Source organism: Micromonospora sp. CA-240977 (assembly GCF_050942285.1).
Classification (GTDB): domain Bacteria; phylum Actinomycetota; class Actinomycetes; order Mycobacteriales; family Micromonosporaceae; genus Micromonospora.
In genome coordinates, this window is the sequence record NZ_CP192055.1 from 3,865,128 (window position 1) to 3,886,864 (window position 21,737).

The 21,737-nt window shown below is 73.0% G+C and carries 21 protein-coding genes and 1 pseudogene; 3 read left to right on the forward strand and 19 right to left on the reverse strand.

Annotated elements, in window-relative coordinates; all coding sequences use genetic code 11:
- Positions 1 to 8 precede the first annotated feature (8 nt).
- The 6 genes from ACQPWW_RS17950 to ACQPWW_RS17975 form a co-directional block, all read right to left on the reverse strand.
- Positions 9 to 935, reverse strand: coding sequence for a nucleotidyltransferase family protein (locus ACQPWW_RS17950; RefSeq protein ID WP_433124055.1), 927 nt, complete (start codon positions 933 to 935; stop codon positions 9 to 11).
- Entirely contained in the window at positions 932 to 1,792 is an 861-nt protein-coding gene (locus ACQPWW_RS17955; protein WP_433124056.1) for a hypothetical protein, read from the reverse strand. Before ACQPWW_RS17955 ends, ACQPWW_RS17950 begins: the two co-directional genes overlap by 4 nt.
- 83 nt (positions 1,793 to 1,875) lie before the next feature.
- Entirely contained in the window at positions 1,876 to 4,560 is a 2,685-nt protein-coding gene (locus ACQPWW_RS17960; protein ID WP_433124058.1) for a fibronectin type III domain-containing protein, read from the reverse strand.
- A 301-nt stretch (positions 4,561 to 4,861) separates the two neighbouring features.
- Positions 4,862 to 5,692 (reverse strand): MerR family transcriptional regulator, encoded by an 831-nt coding sequence (locus ACQPWW_RS17965; protein WP_433124059.1) that lies wholly within the window; start codon positions 5,690 to 5,692, stop codon positions 4,862 to 4,864.
- A gap of 48 nt (positions 5,693 to 5,740) precedes the next feature.
- A complete protein-coding gene (locus ACQPWW_RS17970) occupies positions 5,741 to 7,342 on the reverse strand; it encodes an asparagine synthetase B family protein (protein ID WP_433124060.1) in 1,602 nt (533 codons plus the stop codon).
- A 4-nt stretch (positions 7,343 to 7,346) separates the two neighbouring features.
- Positions 7,347 to 8,315, reverse strand: coding sequence for a DUF5715 family protein (locus tag ACQPWW_RS17975; protein ID WP_433124061.1), 969 nt, complete (start codon positions 8,313 to 8,315; stop codon positions 7,347 to 7,349).
- 199 nt (positions 8,316 to 8,514) lie between these two features.
- Here ACQPWW_RS17975 and ACQPWW_RS17980 point away from each other — a divergent pair, with 199 nt between their 5' ends.
- Complete coding sequence (locus tag ACQPWW_RS17980) at positions 8,515 to 9,228, forward strand: PIG-L deacetylase family protein (RefSeq protein WP_433124062.1); 714 nt, start codon at positions 8,515 to 8,517, stop codon at positions 9,226 to 9,228.
- On the opposite strand, the gene ACQPWW_RS17985 is transcribed toward ACQPWW_RS17980, so the two are convergent.
- The 5 genes from ACQPWW_RS17985 to ACQPWW_RS18005 all read right to left on the reverse strand — a co-directional run bounded on the left by ACQPWW_RS17985 (position 9,225) and on the right by ACQPWW_RS18005 (position 13,091).
- Complete coding sequence (locus ACQPWW_RS17985; RefSeq protein ID WP_433124063.1) at positions 9,225 to 10,043, reverse strand: isocitrate lyase/PEP mutase family protein; 819 nt, start codon at positions 10,041 to 10,043, stop codon at positions 9,225 to 9,227. The two genes, ACQPWW_RS17980 and ACQPWW_RS17985, sit on opposite strands and share 4 nt — an antisense overlap.
- Positions 10,040 to 11,074: a cytochrome P450 gene (locus tag ACQPWW_RS17990; protein ID WP_433124064.1), complete on the reverse strand. Its 1,035-nt coding sequence runs from the start codon at positions 11,072 to 11,074 to the stop codon at positions 10,040 to 10,042. Before ACQPWW_RS17990 ends, ACQPWW_RS17985 begins: the two co-directional genes overlap by 4 nt.
- Before the next feature lie 111 nt (positions 11,075 to 11,185).
- Positions 11,186 to 11,929 (reverse strand): ArsR/SmtB family transcription factor, encoded by a 744-nt coding sequence (locus ACQPWW_RS17995; protein ID WP_433124066.1) that lies wholly within the window; start codon positions 11,927 to 11,929, stop codon positions 11,186 to 11,188.
- A 99-nt stretch (positions 11,930 to 12,028) separates the two neighbouring features.
- Positions 12,029 to 12,331 carry a hypothetical protein gene (locus ACQPWW_RS18000; protein WP_433124068.1) on the reverse strand — a complete coding sequence of 101 codons (303 nt, stop codon included), beginning with the start codon at positions 12,329 to 12,331 and terminating at the stop codon, positions 12,029 to 12,031.
- A 25-nt stretch (positions 12,332 to 12,356) separates the two neighbouring features.
- On the reverse strand, positions 12,357 to 13,091 hold the full coding sequence (locus ACQPWW_RS18005; protein ID WP_433124070.1) for an SDR family oxidoreductase: 735 nt from the start codon (positions 13,089 to 13,091) through the stop codon (positions 12,357 to 12,359).
- A 257-nt stretch (positions 13,092 to 13,348) separates the two neighbouring features.
- On the opposite strand from ACQPWW_RS18005, the gene ACQPWW_RS18010 reads away from it, so the two are divergent.
- Positions 13,349 to 14,173 (forward strand): helix-turn-helix domain-containing protein, encoded by an 825-nt coding sequence (locus ACQPWW_RS18010; protein ID WP_433124072.1) that lies wholly within the window; start codon positions 13,349 to 13,351, stop codon positions 14,171 to 14,173.
- Between the two features lie 174 nt (positions 14,174 to 14,347).
- Here ACQPWW_RS18010 and ACQPWW_RS18015 read toward each other — a convergent pair whose 3' ends face one another.
- Both ACQPWW_RS18015 and shbA read right to left on the reverse strand, forming a co-directional pair.
- The gene (locus ACQPWW_RS18015; RefSeq protein WP_433124074.1) at positions 14,348 to 15,478 is read right to left on the reverse strand and encodes an anti-sigma-D factor RsdA; all 1,131 of its coding nucleotides are present in this window, start codon (positions 15,476 to 15,478) and stop codon (positions 14,348 to 14,350) included.
- Positions 15,475 to 16,047, reverse strand: a complete 573-nt coding sequence (gene shbA, locus ACQPWW_RS18020; protein ID WP_433124075.1) for an RNA polymerase sigma factor ShbA — start codon at positions 16,045 to 16,047, stop codon at positions 15,475 to 15,477. The genes ACQPWW_RS18015 and shbA overlap by 4 nt, the downstream gene beginning before the upstream one ends.
- 279 nt (positions 16,048 to 16,326) lie before the next feature.
- Between shbA and ACQPWW_RS18025 the strand changes: the two genes are divergently transcribed.
- A complete protein-coding gene (locus tag ACQPWW_RS18025; RefSeq protein WP_433124077.1) occupies positions 16,327 to 17,547 on the forward strand; it encodes a S8 family peptidase in 1,221 nt (406 codons plus the stop codon).
- Positions 17,548 to 17,573: 26 nt separating this feature from the next.
- Here ACQPWW_RS18025 and ACQPWW_RS18030 read toward each other — a convergent pair whose 3' ends face one another.
- From ACQPWW_RS18030 to ACQPWW_RS18055, 6 genes and pseudogenes are all read right to left on the reverse strand, one after another.
- A complete protein-coding gene (locus ACQPWW_RS18030; RefSeq protein WP_433124078.1) occupies positions 17,574 to 18,098 on the reverse strand; it encodes a 2'-5' RNA ligase family protein in 525 nt (174 codons plus the stop codon).
- Between the two features lie 23 nt (positions 18,099 to 18,121).
- Positions 18,122 to 19,324, reverse strand: coding sequence for a low temperature requirement protein A (locus ACQPWW_RS18035; protein WP_433124080.1), 1,203 nt, complete (start codon positions 19,322 to 19,324; stop codon positions 18,122 to 18,124).
- A 52-nt stretch (positions 19,325 to 19,376) separates the two neighbouring features.
- A complete protein-coding gene (locus ACQPWW_RS18040) occupies positions 19,377 to 19,568 on the reverse strand; it encodes a DUF397 domain-containing protein (RefSeq protein WP_433124081.1) in 192 nt (63 codons plus the stop codon).
- Positions 19,559 to 19,897 (reverse strand): annotated as a pseudogene (locus ACQPWW_RS18045) (Scr1 family TA system antitoxin-like transcriptional regulator); the annotation flags it as partial. The pseudogene ACQPWW_RS18045 and the gene ACQPWW_RS18040, both read right to left, overlap by 10 nt.
- Before the next feature lie 33 nt (positions 19,898 to 19,930).
- A complete protein-coding gene (locus ACQPWW_RS18050) occupies positions 19,931 to 20,536 on the reverse strand; it encodes a response regulator transcription factor (protein WP_433124082.1) in 606 nt (201 codons plus the stop codon).
- Positions 20,533 to 21,687, reverse strand: coding sequence for a sensor histidine kinase (locus ACQPWW_RS18055; RefSeq protein WP_433124084.1), 1,155 nt, complete (start codon positions 21,685 to 21,687; stop codon positions 20,533 to 20,535). The genes ACQPWW_RS18050 and ACQPWW_RS18055 overlap by 4 nt, the downstream gene beginning before the upstream one ends.
- Positions 21,688 to 21,737: the final 50 nt, after the last annotated feature.

The following is a 21,737-nucleotide window of genomic DNA, read 5'->3' on the forward strand; positions in this document are numbered from 1 at the left end:
AACGGCGGTCAGCCGCGATCGCTGCGCTGGGCCGCGCGCACCTCGCTCAGCGCGGCCGGGAGCCGCCCGGCGTTGCGGGCCAGCCGGCCCAGGTGCGCCAGCAGCAGGCCGACCGGGCCACGTCGGGCCAGCGGGCTGGCGTGCCGCATCGACGCCGACGTCGGGAACAGCCGCGGGCCCAGGTGCCGCAGTCGAGCGGCCACACCGGACAGTTCGGCGAGCTGCGCGATCGTCAGGGCGGCGGGCGAGGCGTGCTGGGCCCGCAACCACAGCGCCGGCGTGCCCTGTCGGGGCAGGGCCAGCGTGGCGGCCACTGCCGCGCCCGCCGTGGTCAGGCGCAGGCCGAGCGCGAACGACGGCAGGGCGCCGGTCAGCACGGCGAAACCGGCCGCCGATCGCCAGGTGTCGACGGGAAAGACCTCCAGCGCCCGGCGCAGGTCGGCACGCGGCCGGTCGGAGCGGCCCGGCGCGGCGGCGTGCAAAGCCACCAGCAGGGCTGCGCCGACCTCGTCCGGCACCGCGACCCGGCCGCCGGCCAACCTGATCCGTTCCGCCGACGGCCACAGCCCGGCCCACAGCGCCTCCGGATCGGCCACCCCGTGAAAACCGCGGTGCAGGTCGATGGTGAGCGACAGCGGGCCGGGCAGCCGCCACGGTCGCTCGTACCAGTGCGACAGGTGGTCGGGCCGGCCCTCCGGGAACGCGCTGTGACAGCCGAGGTCGGCCAGCGTCCGCTGCGCGAGGCCGAACGAGCCGGGCGCGACAAGCAGGTCGATGTCGGTGTAGACCCGGTGCCGCCGCTGGCCCAGCCGGTGGGCCAGCCCGGCACCCTTGAGCAGGACGGCTTCCACGCCGCGTTCGGCCAGCGCGGCGGTGACGCGGACCGCGGCCGTGTCGAGGCTCAGGCAGCGGACCGCCTCCGGCACGGCGCTCACCGGGTCGCGCCCACGGCCGAAGTGGCGGCGACGGTGTCGGCGAGCAGCCGGTGGGTGTCGTCGAGGGCGGCCCAGTCGCGCGGCCGGGTCAGCTCCCACGCCGGCCGGGCGGCGAGCGACAGCAGCACCGCCGGGTCGGAGGGCAGCTGCCCGAACGACCGCTGGCTGGCGAGCCGCGCCAGCAGGGTGGCGCCGGGCAGCCGGGTCAGGGTGAGCGCGGTACCCCAGCGCAGGAACAGCCAACCGCCCAGGGGAACCCGGGGCGCGATCGGGGGCAGGCCCACCCGCAGCCGGCCGCCGGCCCGGACCGGCCGGGTGGGCACTGCCGCGCCCGGCACGGGCTGGCGCAGGTCGACGCAGCGGGGGCCGGCGAAGGCGTCGACGCGGTCGACGACCAGGATGTCGTCGGTCAGGATCGGCACACCCCGGGCGGCCAGGGCGGCGAGCAGGCTGCTCTTGCCGGCGGTACGCGGCCCGAGCACCGCCCAGGCCCGACCGGCGAGCACGAACGCGCCACTGTGGAACGTCTCCCGACCGGTCCACCGGTTGACGGTCGTCGCCACCGGCGCGAGGTACGGGTGGGCCAGCACGTCCGCAGCGAGCGGTGGTCCGTAGAAGGTGGCGGTGCCCCGCAGCCGGTCCACGCAGAGAGTTCGACCGTCGGCGAGGATCCGGGTGCCCCGCCTGTCGTTCAGGGGCACCGGCGGTGGTGGCGGTGTGTTCCGCTGGCCGACCCGTACGGCGGGCCACCCGAGGGCGGCGCCGTCGGCCGGTGGCAGCTCGGTCACCCCGTCCAGCCCGTGCACCCGCAGCCCGTACACGCCTCGTCCGGCTGTCGGCATGATCTCCCCGCTCATTGTCTGGTCAACGATCATGGACGGCGACGCGGTGCGGGTGGCGCTCGTGGTGACGCGCCACCCGCCCGCGTGCCCGACGAGCGTCAGCGCAGCTTGCCGCTGACCAGGCGCAACTTGTCGGATTCGGCGAGCCGGCGGGCCTCGGCCTTCTGCCGGGCCGGCGTCCCGCTGCCCTTCCGGTCCAACGCCGCCACGACGGGTGCGGGAGTGCCGCCCAGCGCGTCGATGTTGTAGCCGACCCAGAAGGGCCCGAGCGTGTCGACGGCGAACGTCAGGGCGATGTGCACCGACGCGCCGGGCGCCAGACCGCCCAGCTCGAGCGGGATGCTCAGGGTCGTGCACAGACCGCCACCGGGTGGACTGGTGGCCGGCGCGTCCATCGACAGGTTGCGCACCACAAGAGTCCGCCCGTCGCTGACGGTGATCGAGTTGGTCGGCATCGGCGGGTTGATCAGGCGCAGGTGGGAGTAGACGGCCGGAGTCGTACCGCCGGGCAGCGGAGCGCCGTTCACCTGGCTGAGGCTGCTGATCCGGACCCGAGCCTGGGTGATCGGGTAGAGCGACCGGTTGGTGATCGTCCGCCGGATGACCAGCCGGCCCGGAGCGCGTACCCGGTTGGGTTCGGCCGACTGGGCCACGTTCGGGTCGAGCAGGGTCGACTGCATCGAAGCGTTCTGCTCGTAGATGCCGAGGCTGTTGTGGGGCGACGGTGAGCCCAGGGCGGACGGTACCCCGTTGATCGGCCCGTGCACGGTGGCCGCCAGCCGGAAGTCTGTCGCGTTGTCGTTGGTGTCGTGGGGCACGGCGGCGACCCTGAAGCGGATCCAGGCGAAGTTCACGAACGGTGGGCTTCCGAAGGGCGGCAGGGCCTTGCCCTCGACGTAGCCGGGCGTCGAGCCGGCGGCGTCGGTGACCGTCTGCGCGGTGTCCGGGGCGATCAGTCGAATGCCCCCCTGACCGAGGCTCGGCACGACGAGGTCGGGTTGGATGTTGGTGAGGGAGTAGTCGCTCGCCGCCAACAGCCACCCTCGGTTCGGCGGCAGTGCGCGCTCGGTGCCGGGGATCGTCACGGAGAGACCCCCGGGCGCCTGCACCTTGAAGCCGGCGATCGGCAGGGTCAACGCTGTGGTGTTGACCACCGAGACGAACTGGTCGGCGACGCCGGCGATGCCGGACTGGGCGAACTGCTCGATCAGCAGTTGCCCGGACGCGGCGGAGACCTCGATGGTGACGGTGTTCGACACGGCCTCGGCGTTCGGGTTGACGCCGTCGTACTGGACCCGGAAACGGTTGAGCCCGAACGCGGGCATCTGGAGGTCGAACGAGGCGACGTTGAGCGCCAGCGGGAAGGTGCCCAGCGGGGTCTCCACGCCGTTGGGCAGCTCGTCGACGAGCGACACGGTGCCGTTTGCCACACCGGGCCCGACCAGGACCTCGAAGTGCACCGGGGTGCCGAAGGTGACGGCGTTGGTGGACGCGGTCAGCGTGACAGTGCTGGCCGGCTGGATGACGATCCGGACCGGTTGGGTGGCGACGAACCCGTTGGCGTCCGTCACCTGGATGGTGGATAGGTACGCCCCGGCCACTGTGGGCCGTCCGGAGAGCAGTCCGGCGTCCGGAGCGAGACTCAGACCGGGCGGCAACGACCCCGCCGCGATGCCCCAGGTGAACGGGGCGGTGCCGCCGGTGACGGCGAGCTGGTCGGCGTACGGGGCGCCGACCTCACCCAGCGGTGGCGGCGGGAAGTGCAGCACGGGCGCCTTGTTGACGGTCAGCACGACCAGCCGGGTGCCGGTCTTGCCGGCGGAGTCGACCACCCGGACCACCACCGGGTAGACGCCCTCGTCGGTGGGGACGCCGGAGATGCCGTTGCTCACCGGGTTCAGGCTCAGCCCCGGCGGGAGCGTCCCGGACGCCAGCGACCAGATGTACCGGGGCACCCCGTGAGTGACGTTCAACGTCGCGGTGTAGGCGACGCCGACGGTGGCGGAGGCCGGCGAGTTGAACAGCAGCGTCGGGGAGATGTTGGCGGTGACCTCGTGCGACGGGGCCGATTCCGGCCCGGTCCCCGCCACGGTGCGGGCGGCCACGGTGAACCGGTAGGCGACCGTCGGGGTCAGACCGGTGACGGTCTGCGTGCTGGCCGGGCCGAAGGTCTGGGTGGCCTGACGCACCCCGGCGACCCACGGGGTGACCTCGTAGCCGGTGATGGGCGCCCCGCCGTCCGGGCCGGGCGTCCAGCTCAGCAGCGCCGTGGCGGTGTCGGCGGTGACCGCGATGATGGTCGGCGCGTCCGGCAACGCCATGATCTTGGCGGCGGCGGAGGGTTTGCTTGTCGGGCCGGTGCCCTCCGCGTTTCGCGCGGCGACCGTGAAGGTGTAGGTGCCCCTGGCGGTCAGCCCCTCGACCTTCTGGGTTGTCGTCGACGCGTCGAAGGTCACCGTCCTCGTCGTCCTACCGTTGCGGTACGCGGTGACCACGTAGCCGGTGAGGGCGGAGCCGTGGTCGGCGGGCGCCTGCCACGTGACAGTGGCCGTGCCGGCGCGCCAGAACGCGTTCGGTCGGGCCGGGGCGGCCGGTGGCTGCGCCGGGGCGGCGCGTTGCGTGGTGACAGCCGGCGCTGTCACCGGCGCCGTCAGCGGTGTGGGGGTACGACTCGGGGCGCGCGCCGCGGCCGCCGTGGGTGCGACGAGCAGACCGACGATCAGCGCCAGGATTGCGGCGCAGGCCGTGACGGCCCGTGGACGGGCACGGAGCACTGGGGACATGAATGTTTTCTCCCTCTCCCGGGGATGAGGACCACCGCGGATGGGGGGAGACAGGCGACCGGCTGACAGTCCTGTGGCGGCCACGCGTCTGATGCCCCCGGCCGCAGGGCAACTGGCGGAAACCCGACTGTCGCTCACGGAACGGCTTTCACGTGCTGAGCGACGAGCCTCTATCTACTTCTACCAGTTTTCCCAGCTCAGACGACATCTCGGCGATGGGAGTGTCGTAACGTGGGCGGTGGCTGTCCGGAACCCGACTGCCGTCGGGTGACCGGTTCGGCGACCCGACGGCACGGGCGCGTCAGTCCCGGCGCACCGCGAGCTGAAGCTCGGTGACGCCCTTCTCCGGCTGGTCCGGACAGTAGTCGAGGTACACCTCGCGGGCGAAGCCGTCGGCGCGGTAGCCGTTGTCGTCGATCCATCGGGCCAGCACCTGCATGCTCTGCTCGACGTCGTCCATCGCGCCATGGTGGACGATCGTGGCGGCGGCGCCCAGCGCGGGCAGGTCGCGTACCTCGACATCGGCAACTGTCGACGCCCCGACCGCGACGGTCACCCCGGCGTGCACAAGCACCGCCTCGCCGTCGCCCTCCGCGACCGGCTCGTACCAGGCGATTGTCGGCCCCGCCGGGGTGATTCCGGCGACGGCCAGCCGGCGGAACAGCTCCGGGTAGAGCGGCCCGATCACCGGGCCGATGTCCTGGCCCTGGTAACTCGCCGCGAGCGCTGTCAACTCCGCGAGGCGCACCGGTGCGACCTCCTTCAGGACGACGTCCTGCGTACTCATCGTGCCCTCCGACTCGATCATCCGGAGCCTCGCCTCGACAGCGGCCAGCCGAGCGGTGTCCGCCGCCAGTTGATCTTCCAACTGGGTACGACGCAGCCGCAGCATGCCGCGCAACTCGACAACGTCGACGGCGTCGTCCACGATGACCCGCACCTGCTCGAGAGTGAGGCCCAGCTCCTTCAGGGCGATCACCCGGTTGAGCCGGCGCAGCTGGTCCGCGCGGTAGAACCGGTATCCGGTGTGGGGGTCGACGGCGGCCGGACGCAGGAGCCCGATGCTGTCGTAGTGGCGCAGCATCCGCACCGACACCCGGCCCAGTCGGGCGAAGTCTCCGATGGTGAACATGGTCCCCTCACCCTCGTCCCTGACACGGTGTCAGAGTCAAGCGTGGGGTCAACCGACCGACGAGCGGCGGGCCGGGCGCGGGCCGACCAACCGGCGGACCATCGGCGCGGCGTTCCACTTGGCGGCGCCGACCAGATCGCGGGCGTGCTCCAGGACCGTGTAGTCGGGCCGGTCGAGCCCGTCGGCGATGGCCCGGTCGAGGTCGTTGCCACACCGGCTCAGCACCGAGTCGAAGTCGCGGCGCACCGGCTCCTGCAGGTCGTAGCCGAAGGAGCGGTGCAGCCGGGCGAAGAGCGGCTTGTACAGCCGGACCCGCTCGTGCAACCCCGACGAGTACGACATCGGGTTCTTCGGCCGGCGCAGGATGTAGTCCGGCAGCACGTCGGCGAACGCCCGCCGGACGATCCACTTCTCCTGCCCGTCGCGCAGTTTCAGGTTCAGCGGCAGCCGCATCGCCAACTCCACCACGCTGAGGTCGAGGAACGGCACCCGCGCCTCCACCCCGTGCCCCATGGCGGTCCGGTCCACCCGCTGCAACTCCGTGCGGCACAGGTTGCGGATCCGGTGCAGGAACAGCCGGCGCGCCGCGGCCGGGTCGACCTGGTGGTACATCGGGTACCCACCGAACAGCTCGTCGGAGCCGTCGCCGGTCAGCACCACCTTGATGCCCAGGTCGCGGAGCCGGCGGAAGATCGGCACCGAGACGACAGCGTTGATGATGTCGCCGTACTCGGTCAGCTCGGAGATCCGGATCGCTTCACGCACGTCGGCGAGCCGGATGTCGCGCGGGCGTAGCTCGACCACGACGTGCGGCACGTCGAGGTCGGCGGCCAGCCGCCGGGCGTACGCGACGTCGGGGCTGTCCGCGACGCCGACCGTCACCGCGACGCAGTCCGGGTGGATGTCGCGCACCTGCCGCAGGGTCAACGAGCTGTCCAGCCCACCGGAGAGCACCACCCCGACGGTCAGGTCGGTCTCCACCCGCATCCGGATGGCGTCGCTCAGCGCGGCACGAACGAGCAGGGCGGCCTCGTCCGGGTCGTCGATGACCGGCAGGCCCGCGCCGATGGTGAGCAGGTCGACGTACGGGTCGAGGCGGACGTGTCCGTCCGCCTCCGCCCAGCCGTGGTGCCCGGGGGGCACCTCGACGATCGGGGCCCCGTGCCCGACGAGGGCCTTGACCTCGGAGGCGAGTTGCAGGCAACCGGGCCGACGGGCCCAGTACAGCGGTTTGACCCCGAGCGGGTCGCGGGCCAGGTAGGCCCGGCCGGTGCTGCGCTCGACGACCGCGAACGCGTACTCGCCGCGCAGCCGGGTCACCGCCGACTCACCCCACTGCTGGAACGCGGCGAGCAGCACCTCGGTGTCGCTCTCGGTGCGGAACGCCTGCCCCAGCCGGGTCAGCTGCGTCCGCAGCTCCCGGTAGTTGAAGATCTCGCCGTTGAAGCAGAGCAGCCAGCGCTCGTCGGTCGAGGTCCACGGTTGCACCGCCCGGTCCCGGTCGACGACGCGCAGGCGGCGGGTGCCGGCGAGCAGCCCGCGCTCGGACCGGGTCTCGGTGACCTCGCCGCGCGGGGCCAGGACGGCGAGCATCCGCCGGAAGGTCGCCGGGTCGGCCTCGGGGCCGATGCTCAGGGCGATGCCGCACACCGGCTCAGACCCCCATCTCGGCCTCGTAGGCGCGGCGCAGGCGGCGCCGGGCGGCGGGCGCCAGGCACAGGTGCCACGCCTGCCCCTCGTCGATCACGTTGATCTCGCCGGCCTCCTGCCGGGCCAGCAGCAGTTCCGCAAGCGCCTGGCGCGCGCCGAACCGTTCGAACCAGCTCAGCTCGACGTCGACGGAGTAGCCGAGGCAGTGCCCGCTGGGCAGCATCGCGGCGTAGCCCAGCCGGCGCAGCCGGTACTGGTGTTCGGCGCTGCGGACCAGGCTGGTCACCCACAGTGGCGGGGTGTTCGGCGGGGCTGCGGCGGCGAACTCCCGCGCGAGGTCGTTGAGCAGCGCCACCACCTCCCGGCGGGCACGACGGAACAGCAGCCCGGCGGTCTGCGGGGTGGCGTCCGGGCGCAGTCGACGTCGCAGCCCGCGGGCGGCGCGGCCCAGCAGGGTCGCGGGCTGCTCCTGGTAGCGGAAACGCAGCAGGTCGCGGCGGCGCAGCCACTCCAGGTCCACCAACTCGACGCTGCCGTTGACCTGGTCGTCGGTGACGAACGTCGGGGCGTCCTGCCACCACAGCACGTCGATGCGGGAGAGCAGGTAGATCCGCACCAGCGCGCTGAGGTCCCGCGCCGAGGTGCGCTCGTTGGGCTGGTAGCGGGCCATCTCCAGCAGCAGCGTCTCGCGGGCCCCGATCAGCCCCTGGGGGGTGGCGTCGAGGACGGCGGCGAGCGCTGGCTCCCGCAACCGCTCGTCGACGAGCACCTGGCGGGCCCGGGTGCTCGCCGCGTCGGCCAGGGCGCCCACCTCGACAAGCAGTTCGGCGACGGCGGTCCGGTAGGCGGCCAGGTCGGGCTCGACGGCGGACCGGCGGCGCGGGGTCGTGCCGGAGGGCCGGCGGCGGGGCGGCGCGGTGGGTGAGACGGGCGAACCAGGCTGCTGTCCCGAACTACGGCTGGGCACTCGCATGACGGGGTCCCTTCTCCGCTCACGGCACTGGGTGGATCGCCCTGAAACACACCGTAATCAGCCGGACCGGGATGGATCGAACAATCCTCCGATTAACCCCCAAGAGAGCCGGACCTCACGCCCGCCGGTACGCCGAACGGCGGCACGGGGCGTACCAGCGCGTGATCAGACGCTGACGGATTGCCGCCATACTTCGTCAATGGCTGACGACATCGCATCGACACGATGGGCGGTGGAGGCTTCCACCTCGACGACGGCGAACGACGTGGTTGGCGCGGTGAACCCCTTCGCGACGACCGCACTGCGGACGGCTCTGGTGGTCGTCGCGCACCCGGACGACGAGGCGCTGCTCTGCGGCGGCACCATCGCGCGCATGACCCGGGCCGGGATGGACGTCCACGTCGCCGCCCTGTCGCGCGGGGGGCAGGGCCGGGACAAGGCGTTCGACGCGTCCTGCGAGATCCTCGGGGCATCCGGTGAAGTGGGCGACCTGACCTCCAACGACCTGCGCACCGACGGGGACCTGGTCACCATCACGGACGCGTTGATCGATGCGCGCCGCCCGGACGTCATCATCACCCACGGGCCCGGCGCCGGGCAGAACCAGGACCACAACGCGATCTGCCACGCCGTGCGGATCACCGTCAGCCGCAGCCGGCACCCGACGCTGCTCCTCCTCGGCCACCCGACCTTCGCCACCACCGACTTCCGCCCGACCTTCTTCGTGGACGTCACGAACGTCTGGTGCGCCAAGATGGAGGCGCTCGCCGCGTACCGGCAGATCCTCGACCGGGACTACATGACCGAGGAGTACCTGCGGGTCAAGAGTCGGTGGTGGGCACAGGTCGCGGGCCGCGATCGAGGGTTGTGCGAGGCCTTCGAGGTCGGCCTGTGGCGTCCCGGGCCGGCCTAGCGCCGATCCCGCCGGCCGGGTGCGCCGTCCGCCGGCACCAGGCCCTGCACCTCGGCGTACGACGGCAGCCCCGCCGGGGTGGCGAACCCGTCCGCGCGGACCGCGTCGGCGGCGGCGACGGCCGCGGCGAGCGCGGCCCGGAACAGCAGGGAGCCGGTGCTGACCCGGGCGACCCCGGCCCCGCCCAGCTCGTCCAGCGCCGGCCCGCCCGGCTGGTACAGCGCGTTCAGCGGACCGTCGATCCGTTCGCCGAGCACCCGCAGCGTCGCCAGGTCGACGGTGCCGGGCACGAAGATCCCGTCCGCCCCGGCGGCCCGGTAGGCACGGGCCCGGGCCAGCGTCTGCGGCAACGGGTCCGGCACCCCGAGCCACCACGTGTCGACGCGGGCGTTGACGAACAGGTCCGGCACCGCCGCCTTCACGGCGGCGACCTTGTCCGCGACGCACGCCGGATCGGCCAGGGTGCCGTCGGCCCGCCCGTCCTCCAGGTTGATCCCGACCACACCCAGCCCGGCCAGCTCCTCCACGTACCCGGCGACCGCCGCCGGGTCGTCGTCGAACCCGGCCTCGACGTCGACGGTGAGCAGCACCGGCAGGCGGGCCAGCCGACCGGCCAGGGCCAGGGTTTCCGCGGCGGTGGCCGCGGCGCCATCGGGTCGTCCGGCGGTCGCGGCGACCCCGAGGCTGGTGGTGCCGATCGCCCGGTGGCCGCGCGCCGCGAGGGCCGCCGCCGACGCGTGGTCCCAGGCGTTCGGCAGCAGCAGCGGCCGGCCGCCGTGGTGCAGGGCGCGGAACTCCGCACGCCGGTCGGTCATCGGACGCTCACCTCCAGGCTCGTCGGCACCGTCAGGGTCGGGTGCGGCTCGTGGCACAGCGGCGCGCGGGTGCGCTGGCAGCGTTCGCGCAGCACGTCGAGCACCCCGGTGGCGAGGGCCAGGGCGTGCCGGTCGCCGGGGCAGCCGCGCTCCCCCGCCCCGAAGGTCAGCAGACCACCGCCGGGACGGCCCGGCCGCATCGCCGCCGGGTCGACGAACACCGCCGGGTCCCGGTTCGCCGCGTCGAAGCGCAGCAGCACCGGGCTGCCCGCCGGCAGTTCTCGCCCACCGAGTCGCACCGCGCTCGCGGTGACCCGCCGGGTCGCCCGTACCGGCGGGTCGAGCCGCAGCACCTCGGCCAGCAGCTCCGCCGTTTCCGCGACACCCGGCGGGTGTCCGCCCGGCCGGGGCAGCAGGTGGTGGGCGGCGGCGCCGATCAGGCCGGCGGTCGCGTCGCACGCCTGGACCAGCAGGCCGATCAGGTTCGCGCGTACCTCCGGCGCGGCCGGCGGCACCGCCGCCAGCAGCGTCGCGACCGCCCGGTCGGCCCGCCGGACCGCTGCCACGTCAACCCCCGGGTGGTACGCCGCGGCGACGACCGCGACCGCCGTCCCGGCGGCGACCGGATCGGCGAAACCGAGACGCCCGGCCAGCACCCACAACGGCACCGGCCGGGCCAGTTCCCGCATCACGTCGAGGCGGCCGGCGGCGCGGTCCAGGACGGCGGCGGTCCGCCGGGCCGCCTCCTGCCGCAGCTCGTCCGGGTCGAGCGCGTCCAACGCGGTGACCACCATCGACCGGCGCTCGGGGTGCCGGCGCGGCGAGCTGAACCTGCTCACCGAGGCACGCAGCCAGGCGAGCGTGCCGGGCGGACCGCTGTCGACCGGCGGAACCCGGAAGGCCGGGTCGGTGAGCGCCGCCCGCACGTCCGCGTGCCGCGTCACCCACCACCCGCGCTCCGGCGCGAACGAGGGCGGGCCGCACGCCGGTGTTCCCGCGACGGGGGCGATGTCAGGCCAGATGTCGATCACCGCTCGACCGTAGAACCCGAACCGTTCGCTCCCCACCGAACAGTTCCGCGGCACTCCACAAGGATCGTGCTCGATCCGAGGTGCCGTGCCGTGAGCGCGGCGGCCGGCGGGTCAGGCTCGGCCGCTGGTCGGCGCCGCGGGCGGGTCGGGGAGGAGGGTGTGCACGGGCACGTCCAGGCTCTCGGCCAGGGCGGCGCGGCCGATCGGGGTGAGGCGTACCGCCCGGCCGGCGCCCTGGGTGATCCAGCCCAGCTCGGCGAAGCGCTGGCGGAGTGCCGCGCCGAGCGCTCCGGCGAGGTGCGGCCGGCGTTCGGTCCAGTCCAGGCAGTCGCGGACCACCGGTCGGCGGGTGGCGTGCAGAACGTCCACCGGTACGCCCAGCCCGGCCGCCCAGTCCCATCCGTCGGGCGTCAGCGCCAGCCCACTGGATCGGTCCAGCCGGCCGGCGGCCAGCAGCGCGTCGTACAACAGGACGCCCAGCCGCCCGGCCAGGTGGTCGTAGCAGGTCCGGGCGTACGCCAGGGCGGCGCTGGCACTCGCCGCGCGCAGTGACGTGGTCGGCGCGGGAGGGGCGGGCGCGTGTCCGGCGAGGTCCTCGATCAGCTGGGCCACCGACGGCCCGGCCAGGCGCAGGTAGCGGTGCCGGCCCTGCCGCTCCTCGACCAGCAGCCCACCCCGGACCAGCCGGGTGAGGTGCTCGCTGGCCGTGGACGGGGCGACTCCGGCACGTCGGGCCAACTCGCCGGCGGTCCAGGCCCGCCCGTCGAGCAGCGCCAGGCAGATGCCGGCCCGGGTGCCGTCGGCCAGCAGGGCGGCCAGCTCGGCCATCCCCCCGCCGCCGACGCCACCACTCATGGCTCCATCATCGCCGACCACCAGCGCGCCGATCAGGCGGGTCCGGTCGTCGTGGACGCCGCGCGTCGACGCGGGTCACTGTCTCGCCGCCGTGGTGGATCACGGGATGCGGTGCCGCACCGGGACGATCCGGAAGTCGACGGTGGAGTGGTCGATCGTCGCGTGCACCGGCGAGTCGGCCATCTGCGTCATGATTCCGGAGGCGCTACGCCGGCCGTCGGCGGCGGAGTCCCAGGCGACGATGTCGGTGATCGTGCCGTCGTCGGCCTCGGTGATGCGACGCCACCGAAAGCCGTGCTGACGCCGCAGGTAGTCGTCGATGTCCTCGTTCGCCCTGACGAAGTCCGTGACGGTGAGGCCGGCGACGAGGCGGAACGTCGTCATTTCGAGTGCTTCGCTCATTGTCGTAATCCTTTGTGGTGAAAGGTCAGCCCTGCGCCGTGGACCGCATGACGATCTCGTTGACGTCGACGGTGTCGGGCTGCGCGATCGCGTACGCGATGGCGTCGGCGACCGCGGAGGCCGGCATGCCCAGCTCGTCGGACGCAGCGCGGGCCGCGGCCCGGATCTGCGGATCGCCACCACGCTCGGTGAGTTCCGAGTGGGTGTAGCCGGGACTCACCAGGGTCATCCGCACGTCGCGGCTCTCCTGCCGCAGACCTTCGGCGAGCGCCCGGACGGCGTACTTCGTGGCGCAGTAGACGGCGGCGGTCGGGTCGACGCGGTAGGCGGCGGAAGAGCCGATGGTGATGATGTGACCCTTTCCGCGTGCCCGCATGAGCGGCAGGGCAGCCGCGATGCCGTGCAGGGTGCCGCGCAGGTTGACGTCGATCATCTGGTCCCACTCGTCGGTCCGCAGCGCGTCGAGGGTGGACAGGGCCATCACGCCGGCGTTGTTGACCAGTACGTCGATGCGACCGTGCCGGTCATGCGCCCCGCTGACGAACGCGGCCACGCTGTCGCGGCTGGTGACGTCCAGTTCCTGGTGGTCGGCGGAGCCGCCGGCGGCGCGCAGCTCGTCGACGAGCGCGGCAAGCCGGTCGACGCGGCGGGCGCCGAGCATGACGTGGTGGCCGTCGGCGGCGAGACGGCGGGCGGTGGCCTCGCCGATGCCGCTGCTCGCGCCGGTGATAAGAACGATCTTGGTGGGTGGGCTGGTCATCACTGCTCCGGGTCTCGGTCGGTGCCTGCGGCGACGTACCGCGCGTTCCACCATCCTGCGGGGCCCCGCGCCCCGGAAGGGCGGCTTTTCCTGGGTGCGCGGCACCCTGGCAGTGGCGCTCTCGGCAGACCTGTTCACGCAGGTGAGGCACGTTTCAGGGGCGACGTCCGTTTATCGGCGGCCGGCGTCGTCCGTCACCGCCGTCGTCGCCGTGGAGCGCACCGAGACCGGGGAACGCGAGCTCTAGGCTGGTGGACATGGCCGCCACCAGCAATCGTCTCGGCGCGTACCTGCGGGCCCAGCGCGCCCGTGTCGACCCGCGCGAGGTCGGGCTGCGCGGGGGCGGCGACCGGCGGGTGGCCGGGTTGCGCCGGGAGGAGATCGCGGTGCTGGCCGGCGTGAGCGCCGACTACTACGCCCGCCTCGAACAGGGCCGGGAACGCAACCCGTCCGCGCAGGTGCTCGACGCGATCGGACGGGCTCTGCGCCTGGACCCGGACGCGCGCGGTCACCTGTTCCGGCTGGCCGGGCTGAACCCCGGCCGGGGCCCGGACAGCTCCCGGAAGTCGGTCCATCCCGCGCTGCTGCGGTTGCTGGACGCCTTTCCCACGTCCGCCGCCTACGTGCTCAGTCCGGCGTTCGACGTGCTGGCCACCAACAGTGTGGCGGCAGCGCTGCTGGCACCGTTCGGGGACACCGTCAACATGGTGCGTGTGCTGTTCGAGCACCCGCAGGCGCGCGCCTTCTTCCCGGACTGGCCGACCCTGACGGAGAACGTCGTGCACGCGCTGCGGCTCAACGCCGGCCTCTTTCCGGACGACCCAGGGATCCAGGCGCTCGTAGCCGACGAATGGCAGCGCTCACCGGAGTTCCGCCTCCTCTGGGAGGACCAGACGGTGGGCGGGCTCAGCCGCATGTTCAAGGTCCTGCACCACCCGCACGTCGGCCGGATCGAACTGACCTACCAGACCTTCGACGTCCGCGACGCGCCCGGTCAGCAACTGCTTGTCGGCACGCCGGAGCCGGGAAGCCCCAGCGCCAAGGCTCTCGCCCACCTGGCCGCCGTCCACGTCTCCGCCTGAACCACCGCCGAGCGTCAGCACCGGGAACGGCCGCCCGACGCCTCTTTACAACGTTGTATTCAACCATGGGTGTTCTGGTAGGCCGCGATGGTGATCCAGTCACTGCGAAGCGCGTTCATAGCGACCACCATCCGTGATTCGGTTCCCACCAGTTCACACCGACGGATCGCCCAGTCACCTCTCCGTCAGCCGTCCGTTGTGGCTCGCCCGCAGGTTCGCGGCACGGTCGGGCGTCGTCGCTGTCGTGTCCCGGTGCGATTGGGCGCCACCCTGACGGGACGGTGCGCCACCCGCACGGGACGGTGCGCCACCCTGACGGGACGGTGCGCCACCCGCACGGGACGGTACGTCGCCCGCACGGGACGGTACGTCGCTCGGACGGGCAGTGGGGGTCGGCGGAAGATGCCGCTTCGAGCTCGCCGCCGGGGCGCTCGGCCGGGCGGCCGGCACGTCAGCGGGCGGCCCGGTCGGGTGCGTCCTCGTGGCCGGTGTGGTCGATCGCGACCCGGCTGGGGTACGGGTCGGCTTGGGAACAGCCGCCAGGGATCCCTGGCTCGTCGAGGCGGCCGGCTCCGTCACGGAGGGCACCGGCGTGGCACCGGTGGCGATGTCCCCGGCGGGGGACGACGGCTCGGCGGCGGGGGCGGGCGGGAGCAGAAGCCGCAGCTCCTCGACCTCTCTGCGCAGGCGAACGGCGGTCGTGTCCGCGCCCATGGCGCTCAACAGACCTTCGGCGCGCTCCAACTGTCGGCGCGCCTCGTCGTGGCGCCCGTCGGCAAGATCCTGCCGGGCCTGCTCCAGCATCCGGCCGACCTCACGTTCGGCGACCACTGACTGCGCCCGCTCGGCGTAGACCAGCTCGGTGACCGGCCACAACAGGCCGCCCGGCTCCGCACGAAGGGCGCCGAACCAGAGACCGCCGACGACGGTGACCAGGGCCAGCGCCGCGGCGGCGTACGCGGGTCGCCTGCCTCGCCGGCGCGCGACGCCGGCCGGGGCGTCGGTGAAGGGGCGCCGGCGGCGGCCCGTCCACGGTGGCCGGCTCGGAGCGGGCCGGTGCGCCACCGTCGCCACGTCCGGCTGAGCGGCGCGCGGGACTGCTGCCGGCGCTGCCGGTTCCCCGGCCGCCTCGAACTCCTCCGACCGCCCCACCACGTCCGCGTGCCAGTCGGCCAGCAGGGCGATGACAGCGTCGTCGTGTGGGTGGCCGGCGGGCGGACGCTCGCCACGGCCGATGGCGTCGAGCAGTTGGTCGGCCTGCTCGACGGGGTCCGGCGGCGTCGGCACGGGCTCGGCGGCGGTCACAGGATCACCCCGGCGAGGGTGTCGCCCACGAGGGCGCGGAGCCGGGTGAGAGCGCGGTACTGCGCGAGTCGGACGGCGCCTCCCGTCATGCCCAGCACCGTACCGACCTCGTCGGCGGTCATGCCGACCGCCAGTCGGAGCACCAGGATCTCGCGGTGGGTCGCCGGCAACTGGGACAGCAGCCCGGCCAGTTTGGCGTTCAGGTCGGCGGTCAGGGCCCGCAGTTCGGGGCCGGGAGCCGGGTCCGGCGCGTCCGGGACGTGGGCGACGCTCTCGGTGCGGTCGCGGCTCGCGGCGCGGCAGGCGTCGGCGACCTTGCGGGCGGCGATGCCGTAGACGAAGGCGAGGAAGGGACGACCCTGGTCGGTGAAGCGGGGCAGGGCGCGCAGCACGGCGACGCAGACCTCCTGCGCCACGTCCTCGGCGGTCGCACCGGCGGCGCCGGCCCGACCGAGGCGGGCCAGGCAGTAGCGCACCACGATCGGCCTGATCTGGGTCAGGACCTGCGTGACGGCTGCCGGATCTCCCCCGGCTGCGCGACGCACGACGTCGGGATCCGGTGTGTCCATCGGCCCGGCGGACCCCTCTCCTGCGGCTGGTCCGACGGTAGCCGCTCGGTCTCGGCGCACCAAGAGAGCCCGGGGGTGAAACACGGAGGCGCCGGCCGCCGATAAGTCAGCAGAGGCTTCGCGCTCGGCGTCACCGACGTCGAGTCAAGCATTATGCCCCATTTAGTGCTATTTGTATATTTCTAATAACGAATGCCGCCGCTGCCTGGTTCACCCGTGCTGGATGCGACAGCCTCGACCTGGGCCAACCGCCCGCACCGCACGTGGAGAGGAACCCCCATGCGCAACAAGCTGGGCGTCGCGATGCTGACCGGCATCGTCGTCGCCGCCGCCACGGCGTTCGGCGCCACCGCCGCCACCGCCGCCGATGCGGCAAGCGACTGGATCGTCGTCCTCCGCTCGGACGTCGACGCGCCATCGGTCGCCGCCGAGCACGCCCGCGCCGACCGGGCGACCGTCGGGTACGTCTACGCCAACGCCCTGCACGGCTACTCGGCCCGCATGAGCGCCACGGCCGCCGCGCGGATCGCGCGGGACTCCCGGGTGCTCTTCGTCCAGCCCGACGGCGTGGCCACGGCCAGCGCCCAGACGACGCCCACCGGCATCAACCGGGCCGACGCCGAGCTGAGCCCGACCGCCAAGATCAACGGCCTCGACGAGCGGGTCAACGTGGACGTGGCCGTCATCGACTCCGGTGTCGACCTGGACCACCCCGACCTGAACGTCTACACCGCGGGCGCCAAGAACTGCTCCACCGGCAACAGCGCCGACGACGGCAACGGCCACGGCACGCACGTCGCGGGCACGATCGGCGCGCTCGACAACACCGTCGGAGTGGTCGGCGTGGCGCCGGGCGCCCGGATCTGGCCGGTGCGGGTGCTCAACAACTCGGGCAGCGGGTCGTTCTCCGCCATCATCTGCGGCATCGACTACGTGACGGCCCACGCCAGCGAGATCGAGGTCGCCAACATGAGCCTCGGCGGATCCGGCTCCGACAGCGCCTGCGGCAGCAACAAGGACGCCATGCACGAGGCGATCTGCCGGTCCGTCGCCGCGGGCGTCACCTATGTGGTCGCCGCCGGCAACGAGACCGACAACGCCGCCAACCACGTGCCGTCCGCCTACGACGAGGTCATCACCGTGAGCGCCCTCGCCGACTTCAACGGGGTGCCCGGCGGCGGCGCGGCGGCCACCTGCCGCAGCGACGTGGACGACACCATCGCCGACTTCTCCAACTTCGGCGCGGACGTGGACCTGATGGCGCCGGGCGTCTGCATCTACTCGACCTGGAAGGGCGCCGCCTACAACACCATCTCCGGCACCTCGATGGCCAGCCCGCACGTCGCCGGCGGGGCCGCGCTCTACAAGGCCACCCACCCCACCGCCACCCCGAGCGCGGTCAAGTCGGCCCTCCAGGCGGCCGGCACCACCAACTACAGCTGGCCGGCCGGTGACCCGGACGGCACCCAGGAGAAGCTGCTCAACGTCGCCACCTTCTGATCCCCGCTGGACCGTCCCGGCCCGAGTCAGGGCCGGGACGGTTGCGTCAACGGGGTCACCGTCCGGTCGGTGCCGTCGTAGCTGCGGGCCGCGACGAACGCGCCCACCGGACGCTGCCCACCGGTCACGGCGCGGGCCATCCGCAGGTCCGCGTCGCGGAACCGCAGCGCCAGGCTGAGGTGCGGCACCCACGCTCCCGGTGCGTGCCAGGGGCGGTGTCCGTCGGCCCGGTCGAGGACGTCCCAGACGGCGGCGTGCAGCGCGGTCAACGCCGGTGTGGGCCGCACGAGCCAGACCAGCGGGGCGCTGCCGTCGAGGACGACGACCCGGTCGAGCGTCACCGGCACCGGCAGCGCGGCGTCGAACAACGCGGCCAGGCGGTGCTCGACACCGGCCGGGAACTCGTCAACGGTCGCCATGGTCAGATGCGGCCGGTTCGTCGGATGGATGTTGCGGGCCAGGCTCGGCAACCCGGCGGCCGCCAACCGACCCCAGGCCGTCCGGATCGCGGCGTCCAACCCGGGCGAGCAGACCAGTTCCACCGTACGCACGCAGACACGCTAGCCCGTACGCGTCAATCGGCCCGGCCGTACAGGTGACCGGCCCCGCCGCCGGCCGTCGGGTTGACCGCGCCCGTGACCCGCGCCCGGATCGTCAGGTCGAACACGGCGACGGCGGTGATGGTCGCGGCGCCCAGCAGACCCACCGCCAGGGGCGGGAGTTGTGCCGCCACCGGGCTCAGGATCAGGCAGCCCACCACGGCCGTGAGGCAGTACTTGGTCAACTGGCCGAACACCCATGCCTCGAAGATCAGCCGCCCGACGAGGAAGAGCAGCGGGCCGACCAGGATCGCGACCACGTTACCGGCCGACATCTTCCCGCCGGGCGCCTTCAGCATCAGCTCCCCGCCGATGCCGGTGAGCAGGATGCCCGCCACCATCACCAGGTGGGTGTAGCAGGCCCGCAGGTTGACCCGGTACGGGTCGACCGCCTCGTTGATCTTCACGGCGAGGTTGCTCGTCGTTCGATAGAAGTAGGTCCACCAGAGAAAGACGACCGTCCAGAAGGTGACCAGGAAGGCGGCGGTGTCCTCCAGGTCCCGCGACGACTCCCGGTAGAAGTTGCCGGTGGCCAGGATCGTCTCGCCGAGAGCCAGGATGATGAACTGGCGGTACCGCTCGGCCAGATGTTCGCCCGACAGGCGCCACTCCAAAGCCGTGGCCCGGCCGAGCCGCGGAAGACGCCACCGCAACGCCGGCGCCGAGTAGTCGATCGCCAGCGCGCACGCCCACCACAGCGTGCGCGTGTCGCCGTCGGACGCGGCCCCGGCGAACCAGATCGTCCCGGAGATCAGATACCAGATCACTCCCCGGACCGGCCGCCGCCAGGCGGAGGTATTGCGCAGGTAGAAGGCCATGACCAGGGTACGGCCCAGGTGGATCCCGAGGTACGCGCCCACGAAGACGAATCCCTGCTTGCCGAACGCCTCCGGGACGTTGATGGACATCAGCAGGCTGCCGAGCATCACGCAGATGATCAGGACCTGCACCGTGGGCCGTTCGCAGTCGAGGCTGTCGGTGGCGAGGTTGGTGTTGTACCAGATCCACCAGAAGGCGAGCAGGAAGATCACGGCCTGCGCGGCGGCAACCCAGCTGGGCTCCTCGGCCAGGGTCGACGACAGACGGCCGAGGGTGAAGATGAAGACGAGATCGAAGAACAGTTCGACGGCGCTCGCGCGTACCGGGTTGACCGGACCCGCGGCGACCTTCCTGCGCATCAAGCCATCATTGCATCCAATTCGGACACAAGGGCCTGACTTGTCTTATCGGTCAGCGCTGGGCCCGCGCGAAGGCGATGAAACCCCGCCACGCCTGGGGCGCGAAGGTCAACGTCCCGCCGTCACGGTCCTTCGTATCCCGAACGAGAACGACCCCCGGGAGGTTGTCGGCGACCTCCACGCAGGCCCCGCCGTTGTTGCCACTCTTGGTGCTCTTGCGCCACTGCGCACCGATCAGGTCCATGAGGATGCCGCTTCCCTGAGCAGGTCTAGGGACTGCCCGCGCGAGAGAGCTTCTCCACGGATGCGTTCCCACCGTCGGTCATGGGTAGCAATCTCTGGAGACTGATCGATTATCTGCGCCTGCGCCTGGCTGTCCACATGGGCAACGCGTGCACCGCCTTCCAATTCGGCAACGATGAACGGTCCGCCAAGACCCGAATACATCCCCGCCGAGGTCGGCACGACGTAGATCTGCACCGAAGAAAGTTGCGCCCACTGGACGAGGTACGTGCACTGGTCGCGCATGAGAGACCGGTCGCCGTCCGCCGATCGCCGCAGAACGGCTTCATCCCACTGATCAGCGCCAGCCGGGGCGGGCGCGGGTCAGAGCCAGCCGTTGTCGCGGGCGACGCGCACCGCCTGGGCGCGGTCGGTCGCGCCGAGCTTCTGCACGGCGGCGGAGAGGTGGTTACGCACGGTGCCGGTGGACAGGTGCACCCGGCGGGCGATCACGGCGACCGGCGCGCCGAACTCGGCCAGCCGCAGCGTCTCCAGTTCGCGGGGTGTCAGCGGGCACGCCGGCAGCGTCAACGCGTCGGCGGCCAGGGACGGGTCGACGTACCGGCCGCCGGTGTGCACCCGGCGGATCACGTCGGCGAGCGCGCCACCGGGCGAGCCCTTGGGCAGGAACCCTCGGGCGCCGGCGGTCAGCGCCTGCCGCAGGTGACCGGGCCGACCGTGTCCGGTGAGGACCACCACCGCGCACTCGGGTCGGACGCGGGACAGCTCGGCGGCCACCGCGATGCCGTCGAGACCGGGCATCTCCAGGTCGACCACTGCCACGTCCGGGCGGTGTGCGAGCGTCGCGGTGACCGCCGTCGGCCCGTCGGGGGCGTGTGCCACCACCTCGATGTCCGGCTCCAGGCCGAGCAACGCGGCGACCGCGACACGGACGAGCTCCTCGTCGTCGGCGAGCAGGACGCGGATCACGTCGTCACCGGCACGGTGGCCTCAAGCGTGAACACGCCGTCCGCCTGGCGTACCCGCAGGTCTCCCCCGGCGGCCGCGAGCCGGTCGGCCAGGCCGCGCAGGCCGTGGCTGTGCGCGTCCGGGCCCCGGTCGTCGGCGCCGTCGTTGACCACCGTCATCCTGGCCACGTCGTCCTCCCGGTCGATGCGGATCCGGCACCAGTCGGCCCGGCTGTGCCGCAGCACGTTCGTGCCGGCCTCGCGCAGCACCGCCGCCAGTTCCGTGGCGGCGGACTGCGGCAGGTCCGCCGGCGGCGGCACGACGGTGCACCGGACGCCGCAGGACCGCAGTACCCCCACGATCGCGGTGAGCTGTTCGTCGAGGTCCACGACGCGGTAGCCGTGCACGGTCTCGCGTACCTCGGTCAGCGCCGACGCGGCGAGTCGCTGGACCTCGGCGGCCTCCCGACCGGACCGCTCCGGGTCGACCGGGGCGAGCCGTGCGGCGAGTTCGGCCTTCAGGGCGATCACCGTGAGGCGGTGGCCCAGGACGTCGTGCACGTCGCGGGCGAAGCGCAACCGCTCCTCGGTGGCGGCCAGCCGGGCCTGGGCCGCCTGGCCCTGCCGGGCGTCCACCAGGAGATCCCAGAACCAGACCTGGAAACCGTTGAGGGCGGCGACACCCGCTCCGACCCCGCCGGTCACCGCCAGGTGGCGGGCGACGGAACCGCCGGTCCACCCGGCGACGGCCACCGACACCAGCAGGACGGCGGCCGCCACCGCGAGCGCGGCCCGTGGCCGGACGAGCAGCGGCGCCATGCCGATCAGCGCCGCACCGAGCCAGGCCCACGTCGGCCAGGCGCCGGCCGCCACCGGTCCCACCAGCGGAACGGTCAGCACGGCCGCCCCGGCCAGACCCAGATGGGCGCGGTGACGCCAGCGCGGGTCGAGCCACGGCGTCACGGCCGCGTACAGCACGGCGGTCTGTGCGATCACGAAGGCGAGGACACCGAACCCGCCGAGCGCCGCCCGACCCGGATCGGGCTCACGGGCCAGACCGACCGTGGGCAACAGGATGCTCGCCCAGACGCCGGTGACGAGCGACAGCAGCGTCGCCTGGCGGGCCAGGCGCAACCGGCGGTCCGCCCGCGGAGACCCCTGCTCGCTCAGCACGCGTCGATCCTAGGACCGCTGGTCGCACGGTCCACCCCTGCGAGGTGTCA